Annotated in this window: 19 protein-coding genes; 14 read left to right on the top strand and 5 right to left on the bottom strand. The window is 62.9% G+C overall.

Going from position 1 to position 20,707, the window contains the following annotated elements; all coding sequences use genetic code 11:
- Position 1 precedes the first annotated feature (1 nt).
- Positions 2-679 carry a PEP-CTERM sorting domain-containing protein gene (locus ACR9Y2_RS33390; protein WP_435046215.1) on the bottom strand — a complete coding sequence of 226 codons (678 nt, stop codon included), beginning with the start codon at positions 677-679 and terminating at the stop codon, positions 2-4.
- A 150-nt stretch (positions 680-829) separates the two neighbouring features.
- Here ACR9Y2_RS33390 and ACR9Y2_RS33385 point away from each other — a divergent pair, with 150 nt between their 5' ends.
- The 11 genes from ACR9Y2_RS33385 to ACR9Y2_RS33335 all read left to right on the top strand — a co-directional run bounded on the left by ACR9Y2_RS33385 (position 830) and on the right by ACR9Y2_RS33335 (position 9,853).
- Positions 830-1,351 (top strand): SRPBCC family protein, encoded by a 522-nt coding sequence (locus ACR9Y2_RS33385; RefSeq protein ID WP_435046214.1) that lies wholly within the window; start codon positions 830-832, stop codon positions 1,349-1,351.
- A gap of 64 nt (positions 1,352-1,415) precedes the next feature.
- Positions 1,416-1,586, top strand: a complete 171-nt coding sequence (locus ACR9Y2_RS33380) for a Trm112 family protein (RefSeq protein WP_435046213.1) — start codon at positions 1,416-1,418, stop codon at positions 1,584-1,586.
- A 21-nt stretch (positions 1,587-1,607) separates the two neighbouring features.
- Positions 1,608-2,519 (top strand): glycosyltransferase family 9 protein, encoded by a 912-nt coding sequence (locus ACR9Y2_RS33375; RefSeq protein ID WP_435046212.1) that lies wholly within the window; start codon positions 1,608-1,610, stop codon positions 2,517-2,519.
- A complete protein-coding gene (locus ACR9Y2_RS33370; RefSeq protein ID WP_435046211.1) occupies positions 2,516-4,333 on the top strand; it encodes an ABC transporter ATP-binding protein in 1,818 nt (605 codons plus the stop codon). Before ACR9Y2_RS33375 ends, ACR9Y2_RS33370 begins: the two co-directional genes overlap by 4 nt.
- 3 nt (positions 4,334-4,336) lie before the next feature.
- Positions 4,337-5,233, top strand: coding sequence for a YicC/YloC family endoribonuclease (locus ACR9Y2_RS33365; RefSeq protein ID WP_435046210.1), 897 nt, complete (start codon positions 4,337-4,339; stop codon positions 5,231-5,233).
- A complete protein-coding gene (gene gmk / locus ACR9Y2_RS33360; RefSeq protein WP_435046209.1) occupies positions 5,230-5,847 on the top strand; it encodes a guanylate kinase in 618 nt (205 codons plus the stop codon). Before ACR9Y2_RS33365 ends, gmk begins: the two co-directional genes overlap by 4 nt.
- A 14-nt stretch (positions 5,848-5,861) precedes the next feature.
- Positions 5,862-6,107 carry a DNA-directed RNA polymerase subunit omega gene (rpoZ, locus tag ACR9Y2_RS33355; RefSeq protein WP_435046208.1) on the top strand — a complete coding sequence of 82 codons (246 nt, stop codon included), beginning with the start codon at positions 5,862-5,864 and terminating at the stop codon, positions 6,105-6,107.
- Positions 6,108-6,119: 12 nt separating this feature from the next.
- Positions 6,120-7,343: a bifunctional phosphopantothenoylcysteine decarboxylase/phosphopantothenate--cysteine ligase CoaBC gene (coaBC, locus tag ACR9Y2_RS33350; RefSeq protein WP_435046207.1), complete on the top strand. Its 1,224-nt coding sequence runs from the start codon at positions 6,120-6,122 to the stop codon at positions 7,341-7,343.
- Positions 7,344-7,358: 15 nt separating this feature from the next.
- The gene (locus tag ACR9Y2_RS33345; protein WP_435046206.1) at positions 7,359-8,219 is read left to right on the top strand and encodes a uracil-DNA glycosylase; all 861 of its coding nucleotides are present in this window, start codon (positions 7,359-7,361) and stop codon (positions 8,217-8,219) included.
- Positions 8,179-8,835 (top strand): dTMP kinase, encoded by a 657-nt coding sequence (tmk, locus tag ACR9Y2_RS33340; protein ID WP_435046205.1) that lies wholly within the window; start codon positions 8,179-8,181, stop codon positions 8,833-8,835. Before ACR9Y2_RS33345 ends, tmk begins: the two co-directional genes overlap by 41 nt.
- Entirely contained in the window at positions 8,828-9,853 is a 1,026-nt protein-coding gene (locus tag ACR9Y2_RS33335; protein WP_435046204.1) for an AAA family ATPase, read from the top strand. Before tmk ends, ACR9Y2_RS33335 begins: the two co-directional genes overlap by 8 nt.
- 87 nt (positions 9,854-9,940) lie before the next feature.
- Here the strand turns inward: ACR9Y2_RS33335 and lon are convergent, their stop codons facing one another.
- The 3 genes from lon to ACR9Y2_RS33320 all read right to left on the bottom strand — a co-directional run bounded on the left by lon (position 9,941) and on the right by ACR9Y2_RS33320 (position 16,018).
- Complete coding sequence (gene lon, locus ACR9Y2_RS33330) at positions 9,941-12,292, bottom strand: endopeptidase La (protein WP_435046355.1); 2,352 nt, start codon at positions 12,290-12,292, stop codon at positions 9,941-9,943.
- A gap of 140 nt (positions 12,293-12,432) precedes the next feature.
- Positions 12,433-15,042 (bottom strand): ATP-dependent chaperone ClpB, encoded by a 2,610-nt coding sequence (clpB, locus tag ACR9Y2_RS33325; RefSeq protein ID WP_435046203.1) that lies wholly within the window; start codon positions 15,040-15,042, stop codon positions 12,433-12,435.
- 205 nt (positions 15,043-15,247) lie between these two features.
- Entirely contained in the window at positions 15,248-16,018 is a 771-nt protein-coding gene (locus tag ACR9Y2_RS33320; protein ID WP_435046202.1) for a hypothetical protein, read from the bottom strand.
- 28 nt (positions 16,019-16,046) lie between these two features.
- On the opposite strand from ACR9Y2_RS33320, the gene ACR9Y2_RS33315 reads away from it, so the two are divergent.
- From ACR9Y2_RS33315 to ACR9Y2_RS33305, 3 genes are read left to right on the top strand one after another with little or no spacing between them, the layout of a single operon-like run.
- Positions 16,047-17,024, top strand: a complete 978-nt coding sequence (locus ACR9Y2_RS33315) for an aldo/keto reductase (protein WP_435046201.1) — start codon at positions 16,047-16,049, stop codon at positions 17,022-17,024.
- 7 nt (positions 17,025-17,031) lie between these two features.
- Entirely contained in the window at positions 17,032-17,994 is a 963-nt protein-coding gene (locus tag ACR9Y2_RS33310; protein WP_435046200.1) for a BsuPI-related putative proteinase inhibitor, read from the top strand.
- Entirely contained in the window at positions 17,972-18,805 is an 834-nt protein-coding gene (locus ACR9Y2_RS33305; RefSeq protein WP_435046199.1) for a hypothetical protein, read from the top strand. The genes ACR9Y2_RS33310 and ACR9Y2_RS33305 overlap by 23 nt, the downstream gene beginning before the upstream one ends.
- Here the strand turns inward: ACR9Y2_RS33305 and ACR9Y2_RS33300 are convergent.
- Positions 18,802-20,400: an alpha/beta hydrolase family protein gene (locus ACR9Y2_RS33300; protein WP_435046198.1), complete on the bottom strand. Its 1,599-nt coding sequence runs from the start codon at positions 20,398-20,400 to the stop codon at positions 18,802-18,804. The two genes, ACR9Y2_RS33305 and ACR9Y2_RS33300, sit on opposite strands and share 4 nt — an antisense overlap.
- Between the last annotated feature and the right edge of the window lie 307 nt (positions 20,401-20,707).

Raw genomic sequence — 20,707 nt, 5'->3', positions numbered from 1 at the left:
TTTACTTGGCAGCTTTACGGCGGCGCATGGCGGCGATGCCGGCAGCACCAAGGGCGAACAAAGCCAAACTGGACGGTTCGGGGACGGACGAAGTCTGGCCGACAGCAATCCCAGCCCGGTTGTTCGTCTCGTAGGCATATTCCATCAGCCGGACATCCAACTGGCCTTGCGCAAGCAAACCATTCACCTCAGGAGTACCTGTGCCGTAGACTTCCAGCCGCGCCCAGCCATAGTGGGCAACTCCACCTATATCAAAGGTCAGGCCCATATACTGATTGGGCGCAATGGCGTAAGGCCCGCCGCTGGAAGTGACAACACCCGCCTGATCGACGGCGCCTTTGGTGAGCTTGTACGGTGAAGTAGCGTTGAATGTTGTGGTCGCATTGACCGGTGTCGCGAACGCGAGCGGGTCGGTCACGCCTCCACCGGGGAAGCTCACTACAGCATCAAAGGTCGTGGCTGAGTCACCAGCACCGGACTGGAAGGTGAAATCGTTCACCAGATCTCCGTCCAAGTCCAGATTGAACGAGCTTCCAGCCGTGTCCAGCGTCGGCCCGCCATAGTGGATGACCGCCGCATTGGCGGGGGTTGCGCTGACCAGCGCCGCTCCTCCGGCCAGGGCATAAGCAAACAGGCGGGAATCGAGCGATTTCGATTTCCCTGTTACTGCACTTCTCATTTGTATCCTCGGTGGTTATCGATTAATGACATCCGCTGTACCTCCGGGGATACAGCGCCCTGCGGACATGGATGCGAGTGTAACATTTTGTGTATCTCGACCCCACGAGCCACCCGGCCGGGGCGCCGCTTATAATCGGAGTGCACCTCCATGCCGCGCGGATTCCCTCTCTTTGTCATCGGCTTCTGCTTGCTGATCCTGCTGTGTTGGATCGGTCTTAGCATCACTCATCAGGACCGCACCATCGACACCGAGATCACCATCGCCGCCCCTCCCGAAGCCGTCTGGCGCATCCTCACCGACACCGGCAACTACGCCATGTGGAACCCATTTATCCTGACGCTCTCCGGCACTTTGTCCGAGGACGAGAAACTGCACGTCACCATCCGTCCGCCCGGCGATAGTGAAATGGATTTCATGGCCCGCATCCTCACCATTACGCCGAACCGCGAACTGGCCTGGCGCGGCGGTCTGCCCGTCCCTGGACTCTTCACCGGCGACCATCGCTTTGTCCTCGAGCCCACCGGTGACGGACGCACTAAGTTCAAGCAATCAGAGAACTTCTACGGCCTGTTGGTGGGCCCGCTGTTCGCCGGCATGCTGGACCGCACCGAGATCGGCTTCCGCGCCATGAACGAAGCACTCAAGGCCCGTTGCGAGTCCCATCCTTAGCCAGACTCGCCGCGATTCCGCATGTCACCCGGCAGTGCGGATTGCTACAATTGATTGAAATCCCATGGCTGTCAGTCAAGAACTGTTGGAAATCCTGGTGTGCCCGGTCTGCAAGGAATCCGTGGCCCTCACCGACGACAAAAGCGGCCTGAAATGCCCGGCGTGCCATCGGGTGTACCCGATCCGCGACGACATCCCAGTCATGCTGGTGGATGAAGCGCGGGTTGAGGAGTAACGCCCCCTAAGCGGCGCTCCCATGGCCACCGTCGTCGAGCAGTTGCCCCCCGGCGCACGGGTCCTGGTTGTGCGGTTGAGATCGCTGGGCGACTGTGTTCTGACGACGCCCGCCCTTTCCCTGCTCAAAAACCATAGGCCGGACCTGCAGATCGGAATTGTGGTCGAAGACCGCTTCGCCCAGCTATTTGAGGGCAACCCCGACGTCTCGGCCATCCTGCCGCCCTCCAAACGGGCTGTCCTCGGTTTTCATCCCACATTGGCGTTGAACTATCATGGCGGCTCGCGCAGCGCCACACTCACCGCCCTTTCCCTCGCCCCGCGGCGCGCCGCCTTCGGCCACTTCCGCCAGCAATGGGTCTATAACCTTCCCATTCCGCGGGCCCAGCAGATTCTGGGCGAAGAAAGAACAGTCCACACCGCGGAACACCTCGCTTCCGCCGTGTTCTATCTGGGAGTGCCCATCTCCGAAATCCCCCGCGCCCGCCTGTTCGCCGCACCCCCGGCGCAACGCCCGGCCTACTCTGTCCTGCACCCCATGGCTTCGGCCCCGGATAAAGCCTGGCCCGCCGCCCGCTTCCTCTCCGTCGCCCGCCATCTGCGCGACTCCGGACTGCCGCCTGTCGTCATCGGCGGCCCCGGCGACGACCTCTCCGCCTTCGCCGGGTTCGAAAAACTGGAGGCCGCCCCCTTGGAACAGGTGAAGTCGCTGCTCTCGGGCGCGGAACTCTTTGCCGGCAACGACAGCGGCCCGGCTCATATGGCCGCCGCCTTCGGGGTGCCCGTTGTGGTCCTTTACGGAACTTCCGATCCCATCATCTGGGCGCCCTGGAAAACCCGCAGCCAAGTCCTTTCCAGCCCCTCCGGGCTGGCCGGCGTCGCGGTGGAGCAAGCCATCGCGGCCGTGGAACGCCTGCGGGGGGTGACGCAGTGAAGGAACTCGTCCGCCTGTTGGGCTACGCCCGGCGCTACACCCCGGCCCTGCTGCTGGCCGTCTTCCTGATGCTGGTCTCCGGCGTGGGCCGCACCATGCTGCCCATCCTGTTGAAGCCCATCTTCGACCGCGTCCTGCAGCCCGATACCGTGGATACCCGTGTCGCGCTGCCCATCCCCGCGTGGACAGGCATTCACCTCTATCTCGATCAACTGATTCCGTTCCCCATCCACAACGTCTGGACGCTGGTCGCGGTCGCCATTCTCGTCGTGTTCCTGCTGAAGGGCATTGCGGACTACTTCGGCAACTATCTGGTGAGCTACTCCGGCCTCTCGGCCGTGACAGATCTCCGCCAGCAGGCCTTCGACAAGGTGGTGGGCGAGGAGCACGAGTTCTTCGGCAGCCACTCCACCGGACGCCTGATGTCCTCGCTGATGAGCGATATCGAGAAGATCCAGCTCGCCGTCTCGCAAATGCTGGCCGACTGGCTCAGGCAGGTCTTCGCCGCCCTGGGTATGATCTACGTTTTGTTCCAGAGCGATTGGATCCTGGCCCTGGTTTCCACCACCGTCCTGCCGTTTGTCCTGCTGCCCACCGCCCGCCTGGGCAAACGCATCCGCCGCTCGACCCGCAGCGCGCAGGATCACGCCGCCGAAATGAGCGAGATCCTGCAGGAAGCGTTCAGCGGCCACGCCGTCGTAAAGAGCTTTACCGCCGAGAAGATCGAGAGCGACCGCTTCCGCCAGGCGGCCGCCAAGTTCAAACGCTCGTCCCTGCGCTACATTTCGTTCCAGGCCCTGCCGTCGCCCATCATCGAATTCTTCGGCGCCGCCACCATCGTCGGCCTGCTCACCTACGCCCGCACGCAAATCAAAGCCAATCACATGACCAGCGGCGACTTCATGAGCTTCGTCGTCGCCCTGCTGCTGCTCTACGAGCCCGTCAAGCGCCTCACCGGCATCCACAATATCTTCCAGCAGGCCGAAGGCGCCAGCCAGCGCGTCTTCGAATACATCGACCGGCCGCAGCAGATCATCGAGAAGCCGGCCGCGCCGGAATTGCCCGATTTCCGCGAGTCCATCCGTTTTGAGAAGGTCAGCTTCCGCTACCCGAACACGCCCAATGGCTTCGCCATCAGCGAGCTTCAACTCGAAGTCCATCGCGGCGAAGTGGTGGCCCTGGTCGGGCCCAGCGGCGCCGGCAAATCGACCATCGCCGGACTGCTGCCGCGCTTCTATGACGTCGAAGGCGGAGCCATCAAAATCGACGGCCGCGATATCCGCGACGTCCGCCTGCACAGCCTGCGCCGCCGCATCTCCGTGGTGAGCCAGGATACATTTCTGTTCAACGATACGGTGGCCGCCAACATCCGCTATGGCCGTCCGGACGCCACGCTCGACGAGATCAGGGACGCCGCGCAAAATGCGATGGCGGCCGACTTCATCGAGGCCCTGCCGCAGGGCTACGACACCCTGGTGGGCGAGCGCGGAGCCAATTTGAGCGGCGGCCAGCGCCAGCGCCTGTCCATCGCCCGCGCCCTGCTGAAGAACGCCCCCATCCTGATCCTGGACGAGGCTACCTCGCAGCTCGACACCGAAAGCGAAGTGCTGGTGCAGCACGCCCTCGGCAACCTGATGCGCAACCGGACGGTGATCGTCATCGCCCACCGCCTCTCCACCATCCGCCGGGCCGACCGTATTGTCGTCATGGACTGCGGCGCCATCAGCGAGATCGGCACGCACGACGAACTCATCGGGCAGGGCGGCATCTACCAGCGCCTGCACGAGTTACAGTATGTTGATTTGGAGCACTGAGATATGAGTCTCCGCAGTATGACGGGCTTCGCCCGGGTCCGCAAAACGAACGAACTGGGCGAGATTACGTCCACCGTGAAGAGCGTGAATCACCGCGCGCTCGACCTGCACACGCACATTCCGGGCGAATTGGAGCAATTCGAGCCGCTGCTGCGAGGCGTGGTCAAGAAGTATGTCTCGCGCGGTCACGTCGATGTCCGCATCAGTTTCACCCCCGCTCATGCCACCGCCGCCGCGGCGCTCAACCGGCCCCTGTTCGAAGCCTACCTCACGGCTTTGAAGGAGGCCCAATCCGCCTATCAGATCGCGGCCGAGCCCGACGTCCACATGGCCCTGCGCATCCCCGGCATGTTGGCCCAGCCGACAGGCGAGGAAGACGCTCCGGCTGAGCTCGAGCAACTGGTGACCTCGGCCCTGGAAGAGTCGCTCAGCGCGCTGAACGTCTTCCGCGAACGCGAAGGCGCCGAGATCCGCCAACTGCTCAAGAGTCACAACGCCGACATCCGGCGCGACGCCCTGGAGATCGAGAAGCTGCGCGCTCCGGCTGTTGAACACTTCCGCGCCCGGCTGGAAGAACGCCTGGCGGAACTTCTGAAGGGTGTCGCCATGGATCCGCAAAGACTGGCCCAGGAAGCCGCCGTGCTGGCCGACCGCAGCGACATCACGGAGGAGCTCGGCCGCCTGCAGGTGCACTCCCGCGAGTTGGATGTGCTGCTCGACAAAGGCGGCGAACTCGGCAAGAAACTGGACTTCCTGATGCAGGAGATGAATCGCGAGACGAACACCATCCTCTCGAAGACCTCCGGCGTCGGCGAATTGGGCCTCAAGATTACCGGCCTGGGCCTGGAAGCAAAGGCGAACATCGAGCGCATCCGCGAACAGGTGCTGAACCTCGAATGAGCCAAGTCATCATCATTTCCGCGCCTTCCGGCTCGGGCAAATCCACGCTGGTCCGGAATCTGCTGGAACGCGACCCCAACCTGATCTTTTCGGTTTCCTATACGACCCGCCCGCCGCGCGGCCAGGAAACGCATGGCCGCGAATATAACTTCGTGAGCCGTGAAGACTTCCAGGCAATGATCGAGCGCGGCGAATTCATCGAATGGGCGCCTGTATTCGACGATTTCTACGGCACGCACCGCTGCTATGTCGACCAGGGCCTGCGCGAGGGCAAGGACGTGGTCCTCGACATCGACGTAAAGGGTGCGCGACAATTGAGGGAGAAGATCCCGGAAGCGATCAGTGTCTTTATCCTGGCCCCCTCCCGTGAGGAATTGGAGAAACGGCTTCGAGCCAGGGGGGATGTGTCGGAGGAGGTCATCCGGAAGCGGGTGGCTGAAGCAGCCCGGGAGATTCGCGATTTCGGCCGGTACGATTATGTGCTGGTCAACGACGATGTGGAAGTCGCTTCCAATCTGCTGTGTTGTATCGTGATGACCGCACGCGTCCAGCGCAAAAACGCCGGGATGCAGTCACGGGTTGAGCAGATTCTGGCGACGTTTGAGAAAGAATAAGAGGTCGCAAGATTATGGCCGACAAAGTCAACCGCACTCCGATCCACGCAATTCCGGACGATCCGGAAGGCAGCGCCTACCGGTTTATCATTGTGGCCGCCAAGCGCGCCCGGCAGTTGCAGGGCGGCGCCCGCTCGTTCCTGCCCAGCACGTCGAAGAAGCCCACCGTCGCCGCCATGGAAGAAGTCCGCCGCGGCCTGGTCAGCTACTACGACGCGGCCCTGCAGACCCCCAATCCGGACGGCGAACCCGAAGCCTAGACTTTAGCCGACATGGCGTCCTATTCTGCGATTTTGGGCGTAGGCGGCGGAATCGCGGCTTATAAGGCCGCTGAATTAGCGCGCGCCCTCATGGAACGCGACTTCTCCGTCACCACCGTGATGACCGAAGCCGCCCAGGAATTCATCCGCCCGCTCACTTTCGCCGCCCTCACCGGGCACAAAGTCATTACCGATATGTTCGGCGCCGGCTCAGCCGACGACGTTTTGGCATCCAGCGTCGAACATATTCGCGTCGCGCAGGAACATCAGATCCTTGTCGTTGCGCCCGCTACGGCCGACCTGTTGGCCCGTTTCGCGCACGGCCTCGCCAACGACTTCCTGACTACGCTCTACCTGGCGTTTGAAGGGCCCGTCGTCCTGGCTCCGGCCATGAACACCGCCATGTGGCAGCACCCGGCCACCCAGGCCAATCTGGAAACGCTGAAGGCGCGCGGTCATGTGATCCTCGATCCCGACGAAGGCTTGCTCGCCTGCGGCACCACCGGCCCCGGCCGCCTGCCCGATCCGCAGCGCATTGCCGACCGCACCCTGCGCGCCCTCACCCAGCGTCACGACCTCGACGGAGAAACCGTCCTGCTTACCGCCGGGCCCACGCGCGAGCCGCTGGATCCCGTCCGCTTCATCTCCAATCGCTCGTCCGGCAAGATGGGCTACTCCCTCGCCCAAGCCGCCGCCCTGCGCGGCGCCCGCGTTGTCCTGGTCAGCGGACCCGTCAACCTGCCCGCGCCGGAAGGTGTCGAAATGGTGCCGGTGCAGACCGCCCAGGAGATGTACACCGCGGTGATGGACAACCTGGAAGCCAGCACCATCGTCATCAAGGCCGCCGCCGTCGCCGACTATCACGTCGCCAACGTACCCACGCAAAAGGTCAAGAAGAGCGCCATGCGCCTGTCGCTGGAGCTCGACCCGACACTGGATATTCTGGCCGAAGTCGGTCGCCGCAAACAGGATCGCCTGCTCATCGGTTTCGCCGCCGAAACGGAAAACATGGTGGCCGAAGCGCGCCGCAAAATGCAGACCAAGAACTGCGACATGGTGGTGGCCAACAACGTCTCCGCCGATGGCGTAGGCTTTGAAAGCGACCAGAACGAAGTAGTACTGGTGCTCAGCACAGGCGAAATCCAGCCGCTGCCCCGCGCCTCCAAACGCGCCCTGGCCGACCAGATTCTCGACCAGATTCTGAAGCTGCGCCTGGCGCTGCACCAGCGGCAGTAAGGGCCTCAACGGACCATGGACCGCGACCAGCTCAAGCAGTACCTGGAGTTTTACCGCGACCTGGGCGTGAAGAGCGTCTTCGTGGACCAGGCCCAGGCTCCGCTGGCCGCCGCACCCCAACCCTCCGTGACGCCTCCTCCCCCAGTTCGAGCCAGTACGCCACCGCCACCCCGTGTCGAAATCCCGGCCCTCCGGCCAACCCCTCAACCGGATATGAGTAGATCCACCGAGCCGCCTAAGTTGTTTCCCTCTGATTTCCCCGTATCTCCAGATAATGACACTCTTGTCAAGATTCGCGAAGATATGGGTGACTGCCAGCGCTGCCGGCTGTGTAAGGGCCGGAAGACCATCGTCTTCGGGTCAGGGAACGAGCATGCCCGGTTAGTGTTTGTCGGGGAGGGGCCCGGTGCAGACGAGGACGAGCAAGGATTGCCGTTCGTCGGCCGGGCCGGCCAACTGCTGACGCAGATGATCGACAATACCGCCGGCAAGGAGGGCTTCTCCATCCGGCGGCCCGACGTCTACATCTGCAATGTGGTGAAATGCCGTCCGCCGGAAAACCGCACGCCGGAGACGGACGAGATGGAGATCTGCGGCCAGTTCCTCTCCCGCCAGTTGATGGTCATGAAGCCGCGCGCCATCTGCGCCCTGGGCGGTACGGCCGCCAAAGCGTTGCTCGGCACCAAGGAAGGCATCACGAAGATGCGCGGCAAGTGGCACATGTGGCGCGAAATCCCGGTGATGCCCACTTACCATCCCTCTTACTTGTTGCGCCCCACCAGCGGCCAGGTCGCCAAGCGCGAAGCCTGGGAAGATCTCAAGAAAGTCCTGCACTATGTCTATGACGACCCGCCGCGGCCTCTTTCTGACTTTTGAGGGCCTGGACGGCTGCGGCAAGACCACGCAGATGCGGATGCTGGCCCAGCGCCTGCGCGCCTGCGGCGAGACCGTGATCGAGACGGCTGAACCCGGCGGCACCGCCATCGGGGGAGCCATCCGCCGCATTCTGCTCGACCCGGCCAATGAACACCTGGGCCCTACGGCCGAGATGCTGCTCTACTTTGCCGCCCGCGCCCAGAATCTCGACGAGATCGTCACGCCCGCCACGGCGCGCGGGGAGATCGTGCTCTGCGACCGCTGGACCGACTCCACCTGGGCCTACCAGGGCTATGGGCGCCAACTCGGGGTCGATGTCATCCGCTCGCTCGATCGCATCGCCTGCCGCGGCCGCCAACCTGACCTCACGCTCTGGATCGACGTCGATCTCGAAACCAGCCTGAATCGCGCCAAGTCCCGCAACGAAGAGACTGAATCGGCCGACCGCATGGACGACCAGAGCCGGTCGTTCTATGAGCGCGTCCTGCGCGGCTATGAGGCCCTGGAAGCCGAGGAACCGGGGCGCGTGGTCCGAGTCGACGGCCGGGGCGATCTCGACACCGTCGCCGAACGCGTCTGGCGTGTCTTCCACGATTACCGGGAGATCCATGTTTAAAGACTTCTGGGGCAATCCCATCGTCGCCGGCGCACTGTGGAAGATGATCGAGACCGATCGCATTCCGCAGACCATCCTGCTCGCCGGCCCGGAAGGCGTCGGCAAGGCGACCCTCGTCCGCCGCTTCGCCGCCCAACTGCTGGGCGATGCCGGGAAGATCGAGCTCGACGATCTGAGCCGCGAAGAGAACCGCGCCATCCTGGCCGACCGTGAGAAGTGGCCCAGCGAAAAGCGCTCAGAAGATCCCCTGCTGTTCGCCTCGCACCCCGACTTCCTCACCTTTCCACCCGATGGCCCGCTGCGCCAGATCTCCATCCAGCAGATGCGCCAGGCGAAAGAACGCGCCCAGATGCGCCCGCTCAAGGGCAAGTGGCGCGTCTTCCTCATCGACCAGATGGATCGCGCCAACATCCAGGCCGCCGATTCGCTGCTCAAAACGCTGGAAGAGCCGCCCAGCCACATGATCCTGTTCGTGACGGCTGAAAACTCCTACGACCTGCCCTCCACCATCCGTTCGCGTTCCGTCATCTTCTACCTCACGCCCGTCGCCGAAGAAGAGATGAAGGCCTTCGCCAAGTCCAAGCAGTTGAAGGATGCCGAACGGCGCGTATCGCTCGCCGGAGGCTGCCCCGGCCTGGCCTGTTCGCTCGACCTGGCCGCCTATGAGAAACGCCGCGGCGTCATGCTGGCCCTGCTGGAAGCCGCTTCCGGCCAGACCAACTTCGCCGCCTGGGCCCAGAAATCAGAGTCATTTCTAGCCAGTAAATCGGAAAAGCTCGACTATCACTTCAAGCCTCTGTATTCGCTATTGGAAGACCTCGCCATCCTGCACGGCGGAGGTACGCACATCCGCAATCGCGACCTCCGCGAAAGCCTGCAGAAGATCGCCGGGCGCATTTCCTTCGACTGGCTGCGGCAGGCTGTCGAACAGGCCGATCTCCTGGTCACCCTGCAAAGGCGCAACGTACAGAAGGGTCCTTCCGTCGACAACTATGTAGTGTCGCTCCGGGGAATTTAGCCGCCCGCACGGCTAAAAAAATCGGCGTGCCAGATAGAACCGGCACGCCGATGCTTGCAACAAAAACTCACTTACCGTCAAACCGCGTTAAGCACTCAGGCTGGTCACCGGAACGGGCTCCGGCAACAGGTCCGGAATCGCCTCACGGAACACATCGTCGATCCGCGTGGCGTAGAAGAACTGCATCTCCTCGCGCACGTGCTTGGGCAGGTCGCGCAGATCTTTGCGGTTCGCCTCCGGAATGATCACCCGGTTGATACCGGCCCGCCGCGCGGCCAGCACCTTCTCCTTCAAGCCGCCGATGGGCAGCACACGCCCGGTCAGCGTGATCTCACCGGTCATCGCCGTATCGTGCCGGGCCTTCTTCTTCGTGTAGAGCGAAGCCAGGGCCACGGCCAGCGTGATGCCGGCCGAAGGACCGTCCTTCGGAATCCCGCCCGACGGCACGTGGATGTGCACGCCGAAGTCGGAGAACGCCTGCGGATCGATGCCATACTCCTCGGCATGCGCCCACAGGAAGCTCTGGGCCGCCTTGGCCGACTCCTGCATCACCTCGCCCAGTTGTCCGGTCAAGGTCATGCCCTTGCCCTTCGGCAGCAGCGTCGCCTCGATGTAGAGGACATCGCCGCCCGCCGGGGTCCAGGCCAGGCCCGTCGAGACGCCGGCCGGCAGGTTCTCACGCGCCGGCTCCGGCACGTAGAACTCAGGTCCCAACAGCTCAACCACCATGGCGGAGTCCATCGCGATGGGTTCCGTCCGCCCTTCGGCGAACTTCAGCGCCGCCTTGCGGCACAGCCTCGAGATGCCGCGCTCCAGGTTGCGCAGCCCGGCTTCGCGTGTGTACGACTCAATCAGTTTGCGCAGCCCGTCCGCGGGGAACGTCAACTGCTCTTCCGTCATGCCCGCCTCGGTCATCTGCCGCGGGATGAGGTACTTGTTCGCGATCGCGACCTTTTCTTCCTCGCTGTAACCGGCCAGCCGCAGCACTTCCATGCGGTCCAGCAGCGGTTGCGGCAGGCTGTCCAGCGTGTTCGCCGTCGTGACGAACATCACCTTCGACAAGTCAAAGGGCAGGTCCAGGTAGTTGTCGCGGAACGTCGAGTTCTGCGCCGGATCCAGCACTTCCAGCAGCGCCGCCGCCGGATCGCCCCGGAAGTCGCGGCCCAGCTTGTCCACCTCGTCCAGCATCAGCACCGGGTTGTTCGCACCCGAGCGCCGGATGGCCTGGATCAGGCGGCCGGCCATGGCACCGATGTAGGTCCGCCGGTGGCCGCGCAGCTCGCTCTCATCGTGCAATCCGCCCAGGCTCATGCGCTCGAACTTACGGCCCAGCGCACGGGCGATGGACTGGCCCAGCGACGTCTTGCCGACGCCGGGAGGTCCCACAAAGCACAGGATGGGCGCCTTGGCCTTCGGATTCCGCTGCAGCACACCCAGGTGTTCCAGGATGCGCTCCTTCACGTCCTCCAGGCCATAGTGGTCGTCGTTCAACACCTGCCGGGCACGGGCGATTTCGAGGTTGTCCTCGGTCTGCTTCGCCCACGGCAGGTCGAGCACCAGGTCGAGCCACGTGCGCAGCACATGCCGCTCCGGCGACTGGTCCGGCAGACGCTCAAAGCGCTTGAACTCGCGTTCCGCTTCCTTGCGCGCCTCGTCCGGCAGCACCGTCTCGGCCAGCCGCTTGCGCAGCTCTTCGGTCTCCGCCTTCGAAGGATCGTCCTCACCCAACTCCTGCTGGATGGCCTTCATCTGGCGCCGCAGCACATAGTCGCGCTGCTCCTTGGACATCTCTTCCTGCGCCTCGGACACGATCTTCTGCCGCACTTCCAGCACGCGGATCTCTTCCGTCAGATACTGCACGGCGAGCTCCAGCGCTTCCTTCAAAGTGCCGGCGGAAAGCAGCGTCTGCAGCTTCTGCATGTCGAGGTTGAACGCCGTCGACAACAGCCACATCAACTGCTGCGGATCGTCCGCATTCGTCATCAGGTTCGAGATCTGCTCGGCCGCCTGCGGATTGATGCGTTCGATGGCCTTGGCCGCGACTTCAAACAGGGCGGTCTGCAGCGCTTTCTCTTCCGTCGAATGGTCGGCCGCCAGCGGCATGGGCGATGCCTTGGCGGTGAGATGTCCGCCGGTCTGCTCCACGCTGACAATTCCTACGCGGTCCAGTCCGGCCACCACAATTTCAATCAGGGCCGGCGACGTCCGCAGTACCTTGCGGATCTTGGCGCGCGTCCCGAAGTTGTGCAGATCTGAAGCCCCGGGGGCCTCATTGGCGGGGTCGCGCTGCGCGAGCAGGATCAGCTCGCCTTCATGGTCCTTGATGGCGGATTCCACCGCGGCGCGCGAGGCGTCGCGGCCCACCGACAGAGGGAGCACCAGCTTCGGAAAGAGCACGATATTCTTCAAAGGAAGAACCGGCAACGTCACGAATTCGATTTGGTCTGGCATTGGGCTCCTTACTCAAGCAATACGGCCTCAGCTCTCCGCTATAGCCTATTGCATAACTCTCTTCTCGTTGCTGCTTCTTTGATTGCCGCCGGCGCGGTTTGGGTTCCGCGCCGGCGGCAATTTACTGCTTACTGCGCGGCGACCGGTTCCCGCTGTTCGAAAACCAGCTCGCCCTTATGGGCCGAGACGAAGATGTGCTGGCCGTCCCGGATCTTGCCTTCCAGCAGCGCGCGCGCCAGTCGCGTTTCCAACTCACGCTGGATCGCCCTCTTCAGCGGACGGGCGCCGTAATCCGGCTCGTAACCCACGCGCACCAGGTGGTCCTTAGCTTCGTCCGACAGATCCAGTGAGATGTGCCGGGCCGCCAACCGCTTCCGCACCAGGCCCAATTGGATGTCCACGATCCTCCGGATGTGTTCGCTCCGCAAGGCATGGAACACCACCGTCTCATCCACACGGTTCAGGAACTCCGGCCGGAACGACCTGCGCAATTCCTCCAGCACGGCGAGCTTCATCATCTCGTACGCCGTGCCGGCGGTCTCACCCGAATAGTTCCTGATCCGGTCGCTACCCAGGTTCGATGTCATGATCAGGATGCTGTTGCGGAAGTCCACCGTCCGGCCCTGGCCGTCCGTCAACCGCCCATCGTCCAGCACCTGCAACAACACGTTGAACACGTCCGGGTGCGCCTTCTCGATCTCGTCCAACAACACCACCGCATAAGGGCGGCGCCGGATGGCTTCCGTCAACTGGCCACCCTCTTCAAAACCGACATAGCCAGGAGGCGCGCCGATCAGCCGGGCCACCGTGTGCTTCTCCTGGTACTCCGACATATCCAGCCGGATCAGCGCCTTTTCGTCGTCGAACAACGTCTCGGCCAAGGCCCGCGCCAGCTCCGTCTTGCCGACACCCGTCGGCCCCAGGAACAGGAAACTGCCGATGGGCCGGTTCGGATCGCTGAGCCCGGCACGAGCCCGCTGCACCGCCTCCGCCACCACCTGCACCGCCTCGTCCTGGCCCACCACTCTCGTATGGAGCTGGCTCGCCAGGTGCAACAGCTTGTGCAGTTCGCCTTCCAACAGCTTGGTGACCGGAATGCTCGTCCAGCGCGCCACCACGTGCGCGATGTCCTCCTCGTCGACCACTTCCTTCAGCAGGCGCTTGTGGCTCTCCTGCTCGTGCAGGCGCTTCTCTTCCTCGAAAACCGAGCGCTCCAACCCGATCAGCGTCCCGAACTTCAGCTCGGCCACTTTGCTCAGATCATAGGCCCGCTCCGCGATGTCGATCTCGCGCTTCGTGTCCTCGATCTTCTCTCTCAGCGACCGCAGCCGCGACACGGCGTCCTTCTCGCTGGTCCACTGCGTCTTCAGCGCATTGGTCTCTTCCTTCAGCGAGAAAATTTCCTCTTCCAGCTTGGCGAGCCGCTCCCGCGAGGGATCGTCGGTCTCCTTCTTCAGCGCCTGGCCCTCAATCTCCAGCTGCATCGTGCGCCGCATCTTCTCGTCGAGCTCGGACGGCATCGAATCGATCTCCGTCCTCAACCGCGCAGCCGCCTCGTCCACCAGGTCAATCGCCTTGTCCGGCAGGAAACGGTCCGTGATGTAGCGGTTCGACAGCGTAGCCGCGGCCACCAGCGCCGAATCCTTGATCCGCACGCCGTGGTGGACTTCATACCGCTCCTTCAACCCGCGCAGGATCGAGATCGTGTCTTCCACGCTCGGCTGATCCACCACCACGGGCTGGAAGCGGCGCTCCAGCGCGGCATCCTTCTCGATGTACTTCCTGTATTCGTCCAGCGTCGTGGCGCCAATGCAGTGCAGTTCGCCGCGCGCCAGCATCGGCTTCAGAAGGTTGCCGGCGTCCATCGCGCCCTCGGCCTTCCCTGCCCCCACCACCGTATGCAATTCGTCGATGAACAGAATGATCTGGCCTTCGCTGGTGGAGACTTCCTTCAACACAGCCTTCAGCCGCTCTTCAAACTCGCCGCGGAACTTGGCTCCGGCAATGAGCGCGCCCATGTCCAGGGCAACGACTTTCTTGGATTTGAGCCCTTCCGGCACGTCGCCGCGCACAATGCGCTGGGCGAGCCCCTCGGCAATGGCCGTCTTACCCACACCCGGTTCGCCGATCAGCACCGGATTGTTCTTCGTCCGCCGCGACAACACCTGGATCACGCGCCGGATCTCCTCGTCGCGCCCGATCACCGGGTCCAGCTTGCCCTGCGAGGCCATAATCGTCAGGTCGCGGCCATACTGCTCCAGCGCCTGATAGGTGGTCTCGGGATTCTGCGAAGTCACCCGCTGGCTGCCCCGGATCTCCTTGATGGCCGCTTCCAGCTTCGTCCGGTCGCCCACCACCTGCCCCGCAACGCCGTTGCCGGCCTGCAGCGCCAGCAGGATGTGCTCCACCGAGACGAAATCGTCCTTCAGCTTCTTGGCTTCCTGCTCGGCATTGCCGATCACAGCCGCCAGGCGCTGGGTCAGGTACATCCCCTGGCCCCCGCCGCCCGACACCTGCACCTTCGGCAGCTTCTCCAGTTCGGACATCAGCCGGCGGTGCGCGGATTCCAGATTGATCCCTGCTTTCAACAGGATAGACGGCGCCAGGCCGTTCTCCTGTTCCAGCAGGGCCAACAGCAGGTGTTCATTGTCGACCTGTTGGTGCGACAACCGCGCGGCCAGAGTCTGGGCGCCGCGAATGGCTTCCTGTGACTTTTCTGTGTAGCGATTGAGGTCCATAGTTGAGTACCTAACGAGCTCAAGCGGAGTCTATCACACTTGAGCAAATCCTTGTATGAAAACGTGAGCGTTCAACTGTCAGATGTAGAGACCCACCCGAAGGTTTCAGCTTTCCTGCTACCCCCTCCCGGCACAACTCCGCCCCCCTCATCGGCCAAATCGGCCGACACCTCCGGCTCAACTCCGTCCGTCTTTCAGTTTTCAGCTAGTTTTTGGCAAGGACCCGGAAGTCCCAGATCTGGATCTCACCCTCGCCCTCGGCGTATTGCACCATCGCATACTCCCCGGGCGTCAGCGGCTTCGTCGGCCACACCTTATAGAGGTCGTCGCTCAACTGCTGGCGGAAGACCTCCACCAGGTCCATCTCGAAGCTCACTAGATTGGTCACCGGCTGGCGCGTCCACACCGCCACTTCCCGGACGCCCTTGCCCGGCTTCAGGCGCACAATGGAGAACCGCTGGACGTTGGCGATGCGGAAATAGAAGTTCTGCACCGGATCCGTCACGGAAACGGCCGAGTTGTCGCCAGGCAGTTCCAGCACGGCCTTATTCGAGATGATCGGCAGCGGCGACATCGCCTTCAGGAACGACCGTTTCTTGTCGCCCCGCATCTTCATCTCGGCCGTCTTCACTTCGAGGACCTTGTCGTTCTCCACGAAGTAGACACCCGAGTCCACCGGGATCCGCCCAATCTCGCGCTTCATCGCCCGATCGAACTTCTCCTCGGCATCCTCAATTGCCGCGTCCTTCTTCTCGGCCTCGACTCGCGCCTTCCGCTCGCCTTCGGTCTTTTTAAGATCGACCAGCTCCAGCGGAATCTCTTCCCAATCCCCGCGCTCCGTCGAATAGTAGCGGACGCGGTCCTCCAGCACCTTGTATTCGGTCACCGAGTGGTAGCCGCCCTCCTTCAGATACAGCTTGAAGGTATCGGCCCAGGCCAGGGCGGTCAGGAGAATCAGTGTGAGTACGACGCGCATGGCACTCCCTTCCTCTATTATGGGAGTCGTGATTCATAGACGCACGCTCGGACGCACAGGTTGGCAGATTTCTGAGATCGGCTACGGAGCCTGGGGCCTTGGTGGCAACCAGTGGCGCGGCCATGCCGAAGACGACGCGCTGGCCGCCCTGCGCCGCGCCCTGGAGCTGGGGCTCAACTTCATCGATACCGCCCTCGCCTATAACGAAGGCCATAGCGAACAGCTCATCGCCCAGACCCTGAAAGAGACCGGAGCCACGCCCTACGTGGCCACCAAAGTCCCGCCCAAGAACCGCATCTGGCCCGCCCAGCCAGGCATCGGCCTCGACGACGTCTTCCCCTACGACTACGTGGTGGAATGCACCGAGACTTCCCTGAAGAACCTCGGCGTCGAGACCCTCGACCTGCAGCAGTTCCACGTCTGGAACCCCGAATGGATCGCCCGCGACGAGTGGAAGAAGGCCATCGAGGACCTCAAGAAGGCCGGCAAAGTCCGCTTCTGGGGCATCTCCATCAACGACCACCAGCCCGACTCCGCCCTGGAAGCCTGCCGCACTGGCTTGATCGATACGGTCCAGGTGATCTACAACATCTTCGACCAGACCCCGGAAAAGCAGCTTTACCCGCTCTGCCAGGAACTCAACATCGGCGTCCTCGCGCGCGTTCCTTTAGATGAAGGCGCTTTAACCGGAGCGATTACCCCCGATACCGAATTCGACCCGGCCGAATTCCGCGCCTGGTATTTCCGCGGCAATCACAAACAACTGGTGTACGACAAAGTAAATTTATTGCGGGCCGCTTTGGAACCCGCCGCCCTCAATGAGACCCTGGCAGAGACGGCTCTGCGCTTCTGTATCTCGCACCCCGCGGTCTCCACCGTGATCCCCGGAATGAGGAAGATTCGAAACGTAGAACAGAATATGGCCGTCTCAGAGAAGGGGGTCTTACCCGCCCCGGTTCTCGAAATCTTACGACGCCATGCCTGGGAAAAGAACTTTTACTCTTAACCTCCTTGTGGGAGGAATTCTGCTGTGGGGCGGATCCGCCCGCGCGCAAACCGACTATTTCCCATTGCAGGCCGGGAATCAGTGGATCTACCGCTCCACCGCCGGCTCGTTCACCCTCCAGGTCGTGGAATCGCAGGCCGCCGGAGACCAGGAGTACTTCCTGGTCCGCGGCCTGCCGTCCCAGCCCGAAGTCCTGCTCCGCAAGGACGACGCCGGCCGCATCTTCATCTGGGACGCTGCCTCGAAGACCGACAAGGTCTGGCTCGACCTCACCGCCGCCGAAGGCGTGGAAACCGAAACCGGCGTCGACTCCTGCAACAAGTCCAGCGTCGTCACCAGCCGCCAGGCCGCCTACAAAGGTCCGGTCGGCGAGTTCAGCAACGCCCTGACGGTCCGCTACACCATCGCCAACTGCGCCGACGCCGGCATCGACTCTGATGCCTGGCTGCCCTCCGTGGGCTTGCTCCGCCGCACCTGGCAGACCTTCGCCGGACCCCGCCCCTACGACCTCGTCTACGCCAAACTCGGCGGCCGCACCGTCATCTCCGAGCCCGAACTCGCCTTCGGCCTTTCACTCGACCGCGCCGTCTATGTCGCCGACCTCATGCCGCCCGTCGACCCCAACAAGGCCGTGCCGCTCCTGCTGCTGCGCATGACCCTGCGCAATACCACGAGAGACAATTTGACCTTGAATTTCCCCTCCGGGCAGGTCTACGATTTAGTCATTCGCAGCGCCAACGGCAGGCAGGTTTATCAGTGGTCGGCCAGTAAAACCTTTGCCGCCGTGCTGCATAGTGAGACGATCAAAGGCGAATCGAATTGGGTGGTGAGCGTCCCGCTGGGCGACCAGACCACAGCGGCCAGCCAGCCCTGGCCCGACGGCCGGTATACAGTGGAAGCCTGGCTGACGACCGATGGCGGCAAGTTGTATGGGGGGACCGTTGCTTTTGAAATCATGGCGGTGCACTAATCTCCTGATCGCGCTAGCCTGCGCTCCGGCGCTGCTGGCAGCGGACTGGCTGCCCCTGCAGACGGGCAACCAGTGGGTCTACCGCGGCAGCGGTACCCGCCAGACTGAGCCGCTCGTGCTGCGCGTGGGCGAATCGCGCGAGTTCTCCGGCCATACTTACTATCAGCTCCAAGGCCTGCCCGACGGCTCCTACTGGCTCCGCAACGACGGCGATCGCGTCCTGCAGTGGAAGGAAGATACCAGCGAGGATGCTCTCTGGTACGACTTCTCCCGCAAAGTGGGAGAAACCTACGGCACCTCGCTCCCGGGCGGCATTGGCGCTGCGGTCATCACCAGCAAAGAGGAATCGATCAAAACCGTCGCCGGGAAGTTTTCCAACGGCATCGCCTTCGCCTATCCCAGGGTCTTTCAGGTCGGCATCACGAAGGAAGTCTTCATCGACGGCGTGGGCTTGGTGACACGCGCCGTCAACACCGGCGGACCCTCAACGGCCAGCTACGAACTCGTCTACGCCCGCCTCGGCTCCGCCACCGTCCTCAAAGGACCCGAGAATGGCATCCAGCTCTCCCTCAACGAAGACAAAACCTGGGCCCGCCTGCAGGTGGACGCGCAACCGTCCTCCGGCAAAGTCCTACGGCTCTACGATGAGACCGGCAGTGAAGTCTGGTCCTGGTCGAGTGAACAGAAGTGGTTCAGTGTAACGGGCGATCCCAACGTGGAACTCCCGGCCATGAAACCCGGCCCCTACGTCCTGACCGCCGAAGCGGGCGACAACCGCATCAGCCTGCCCTTCACCGTCCAGCAGCCTTAATCCGCCGACTCAATCCGCAGTTGATGGTTCAGCCGGATCAGCCGCAGCACCTGCTGCATGCCGCCCGCCCGCTCCAACCCAGGAATGAACAACGGCCCCGGCTGGTCGTTCAACGCCGCGATCTCCGGATCCAGCAGGTCCACACTCAACGGCACGCCGGCCGGAGTCACCGCCGCCGCCACCACGCACCACGACCCCGCCTTCCCGTTGCACGACATCGTGATCCGCGTCGGCCGCGTCGAATTCAAATACGACAGCGCCGTCAATATGTCCGATACCCGGTTCGCATCGTCGCTGCGCTGGAACGTCAGGCACGTCCGCCCGCAACTGATGCCCGGCGTCATCGCACTCCCCGTCTGATACACATCCACCGTCAGCAGCGATGCCCCCCGAGCCAGGAACTGCGACACCGGCCGGCTGCGCCGCGCCGCCTCCGACCCGCCTGGATCGATCACCAGCGCCGCCTCAGATGTCCGCCCCGGAGCCCAGCGCGCCGGAACCCGTTCGCCCGACCCCGCCCGCTCCAACAAGACCATTTGACCCGCCTGGATCGCTTCCACCCGCCGCGGCCAAGTAGCGCCCACCGTCGACGCCAGCAACCGCCGCGCATCCTGGTCCGACAACGCCTTCACCCGCTGCCGCGACATCTCGCGCCAGCTCGCGAACACTTCATCCTGCGACAACGGATGCAGATCCGCCGGCAGCGCGCCAATCAGCAGATCCTCCGGCTTGAACTTCGCCTGGACACTCTCGCGAGCCGCCGAAAACGGGATGTCCGGCTTCAAAACATTGAACAGAAACCGGTAAGCCTCTTCCCTGCTCTTGCGGTTGTAGTTGTGGCCCGAATCGATCTGGATCGACGAGACCGCATCCGGATTCCCATACAGCCGGTAAATCGACTGGATCGCCGGATACTCTTCCTCCGGCGTCCGCTTGGTCCAGTCCTTCTTCGAAGACAGCAGCAGCATCGGCTTCGGAGCCATCAACGCCGCAATCTCCATATTGTTGGTGCCCAACCGCAGCCCCGGAGCCTCTTCGCACGTGCAATCGCCCTGGAACGTCGCCGACACCATGCAAACCGGAATCGCGGCCTGTAACCGCTCGTCCACCGCCGCCAGCAGCAGCGATTGCGTAGCTCCGCCCGACGCGCCCGTCACCGCGATGCGCTTCGCATCCACCACGTCCAGCGATTCCAGGAAATCCAGCGACCGGATCGAGTTCCACAACTGCAGGCCCAGCGGGCTGAAACCCCACTGCTCTTCCTGTTCTGACTTCCCAAACGTGTGCGAAGTCTGCCGCGTATCGTTGTAGCCCACCATATCGTAGGCAAACGCGGCATAACCCTGCGCAGCCAGGTTGGCGCACAGTGCGGGCACGGAATAATCCGAGGCATCATGCACGCGGCCGTTCTTCCAATGACCGTGCGGCACTAATACAGCCGGTATCTTCTTAGTACTTCCTGTATTCTTCGGGAGATAAAGATTGCCAGCCAGATAATAACCGGGAATTGTCTCCAGCAGGATCTTCTCAACAATGAAGCTGCCTTGGTCCAGCGCGTCAAATCTTCGCGCATGCAAAGCCGACTTCGGCAGCATCGGCTCCAGCCCCGCAGCCGTTAGAATCTGCGTTCTCAGGTGCGCGCGCCGCAGCCGCCATTCATCAAGGTTTCGATAACTGGGGATCGAATAGTGCGTCCCGACATCCCGGCGAAACAAGGATCGGATGTCGCCCCACCGGGATTGTCCCCAGATCAGGCCAATGATGAACAACCCAAGTAGGCACGCACTCCACGCTCTCCGCATTTTGCAGTTTCCAATCGGTTATTAACTGAGTTAGGCACTGCGCCAAGGGATTTTCCTAACGTAGAATTCCCCTATCGGATTAGACGATCCAGCCCTATCG

The sequence above is a fragment of the Paludibaculum fermentans genome (assembly GCF_051172195.1).
Lineage (GTDB): Bacteria > Acidobacteriota > Terriglobia > Bryobacterales > Bryobacteraceae > Paludibaculum > Paludibaculum fermentans_A.
This window is presented reverse-complemented; position numbering and strand designations above follow the sequence as displayed.

Coding starts and splice junctions, on each gene's coding strand:
- ACR9Y2_RS33390 (WP_435046215.1), bottom strand. CDS start 679: ATGAGAAGTGCAGTAACAGGGAAATCGAAATCGCTCGATTCCCGCCTG.
- ACR9Y2_RS33385 (WP_435046214.1), top strand. CDS start 830: ATGCCGCGCGGATTCCCTCTCTTTGTCATCGGCTTCTGCTTGCTGATC.
- ACR9Y2_RS33380 (WP_435046213.1), top strand. CDS start 1,416: ATGGCTGTCAGTCAAGAACTGTTGGAAATCCTGGTGTGCCCGGTCTGC.
- ACR9Y2_RS33375 (WP_435046212.1), top strand. CDS start 1,608: ATGGCCACCGTCGTCGAGCAGTTGCCCCCCGGCGCACGGGTCCTGGTT.
- ACR9Y2_RS33365 (WP_435046210.1), top strand. CDS start 4,337: ATGAGTCTCCGCAGTATGACGGGCTTCGCCCGGGTCCGCAAAACGAAC.
- gmk (WP_435046209.1), top strand. CDS start 5,230: ATGAGCCAAGTCATCATCATTTCCGCGCCTTCCGGCTCGGGCAAATCC.
- rpoZ (WP_435046208.1), top strand. CDS start 5,862: ATGGCCGACAAAGTCAACCGCACTCCGATCCACGCAATTCCGGACGAT.
- coaBC (WP_435046207.1), top strand. CDS start 6,120: ATGGCGTCCTATTCTGCGATTTTGGGCGTAGGCGGCGGAATCGCGGCT.
- ACR9Y2_RS33345 (WP_435046206.1), top strand. CDS start 7,359: ATGGACCGCGACCAGCTCAAGCAGTACCTGGAGTTTTACCGCGACCTG.
- tmk (WP_435046205.1), top strand. CDS start 8,179: ATGTCTATGACGACCCGCCGCGGCCTCTTTCTGACTTTTGAGGGCCTG.
- ACR9Y2_RS33335 (WP_435046204.1), top strand. CDS start 8,828: ATGTTTAAAGACTTCTGGGGCAATCCCATCGTCGCCGGCGCACTGTGG.
- clpB (WP_435046203.1), bottom strand. CDS start 15,042: ATGGACCTCAATCGCTACACAGAAAAGTCACAGGAAGCCATTCGCGGC.
- ACR9Y2_RS33320 (WP_435046202.1), bottom strand. CDS start 16,018: ATGCGCGTCGTACTCACACTGATTCTCCTGACCGCCCTGGCCTGGGCC.
- ACR9Y2_RS33300 (WP_435046198.1), bottom strand. CDS start 20,400: ATGCTGCCGAAGTCGGCTTTGCATGCGCGAAGATTTGACGCGCTGGAC.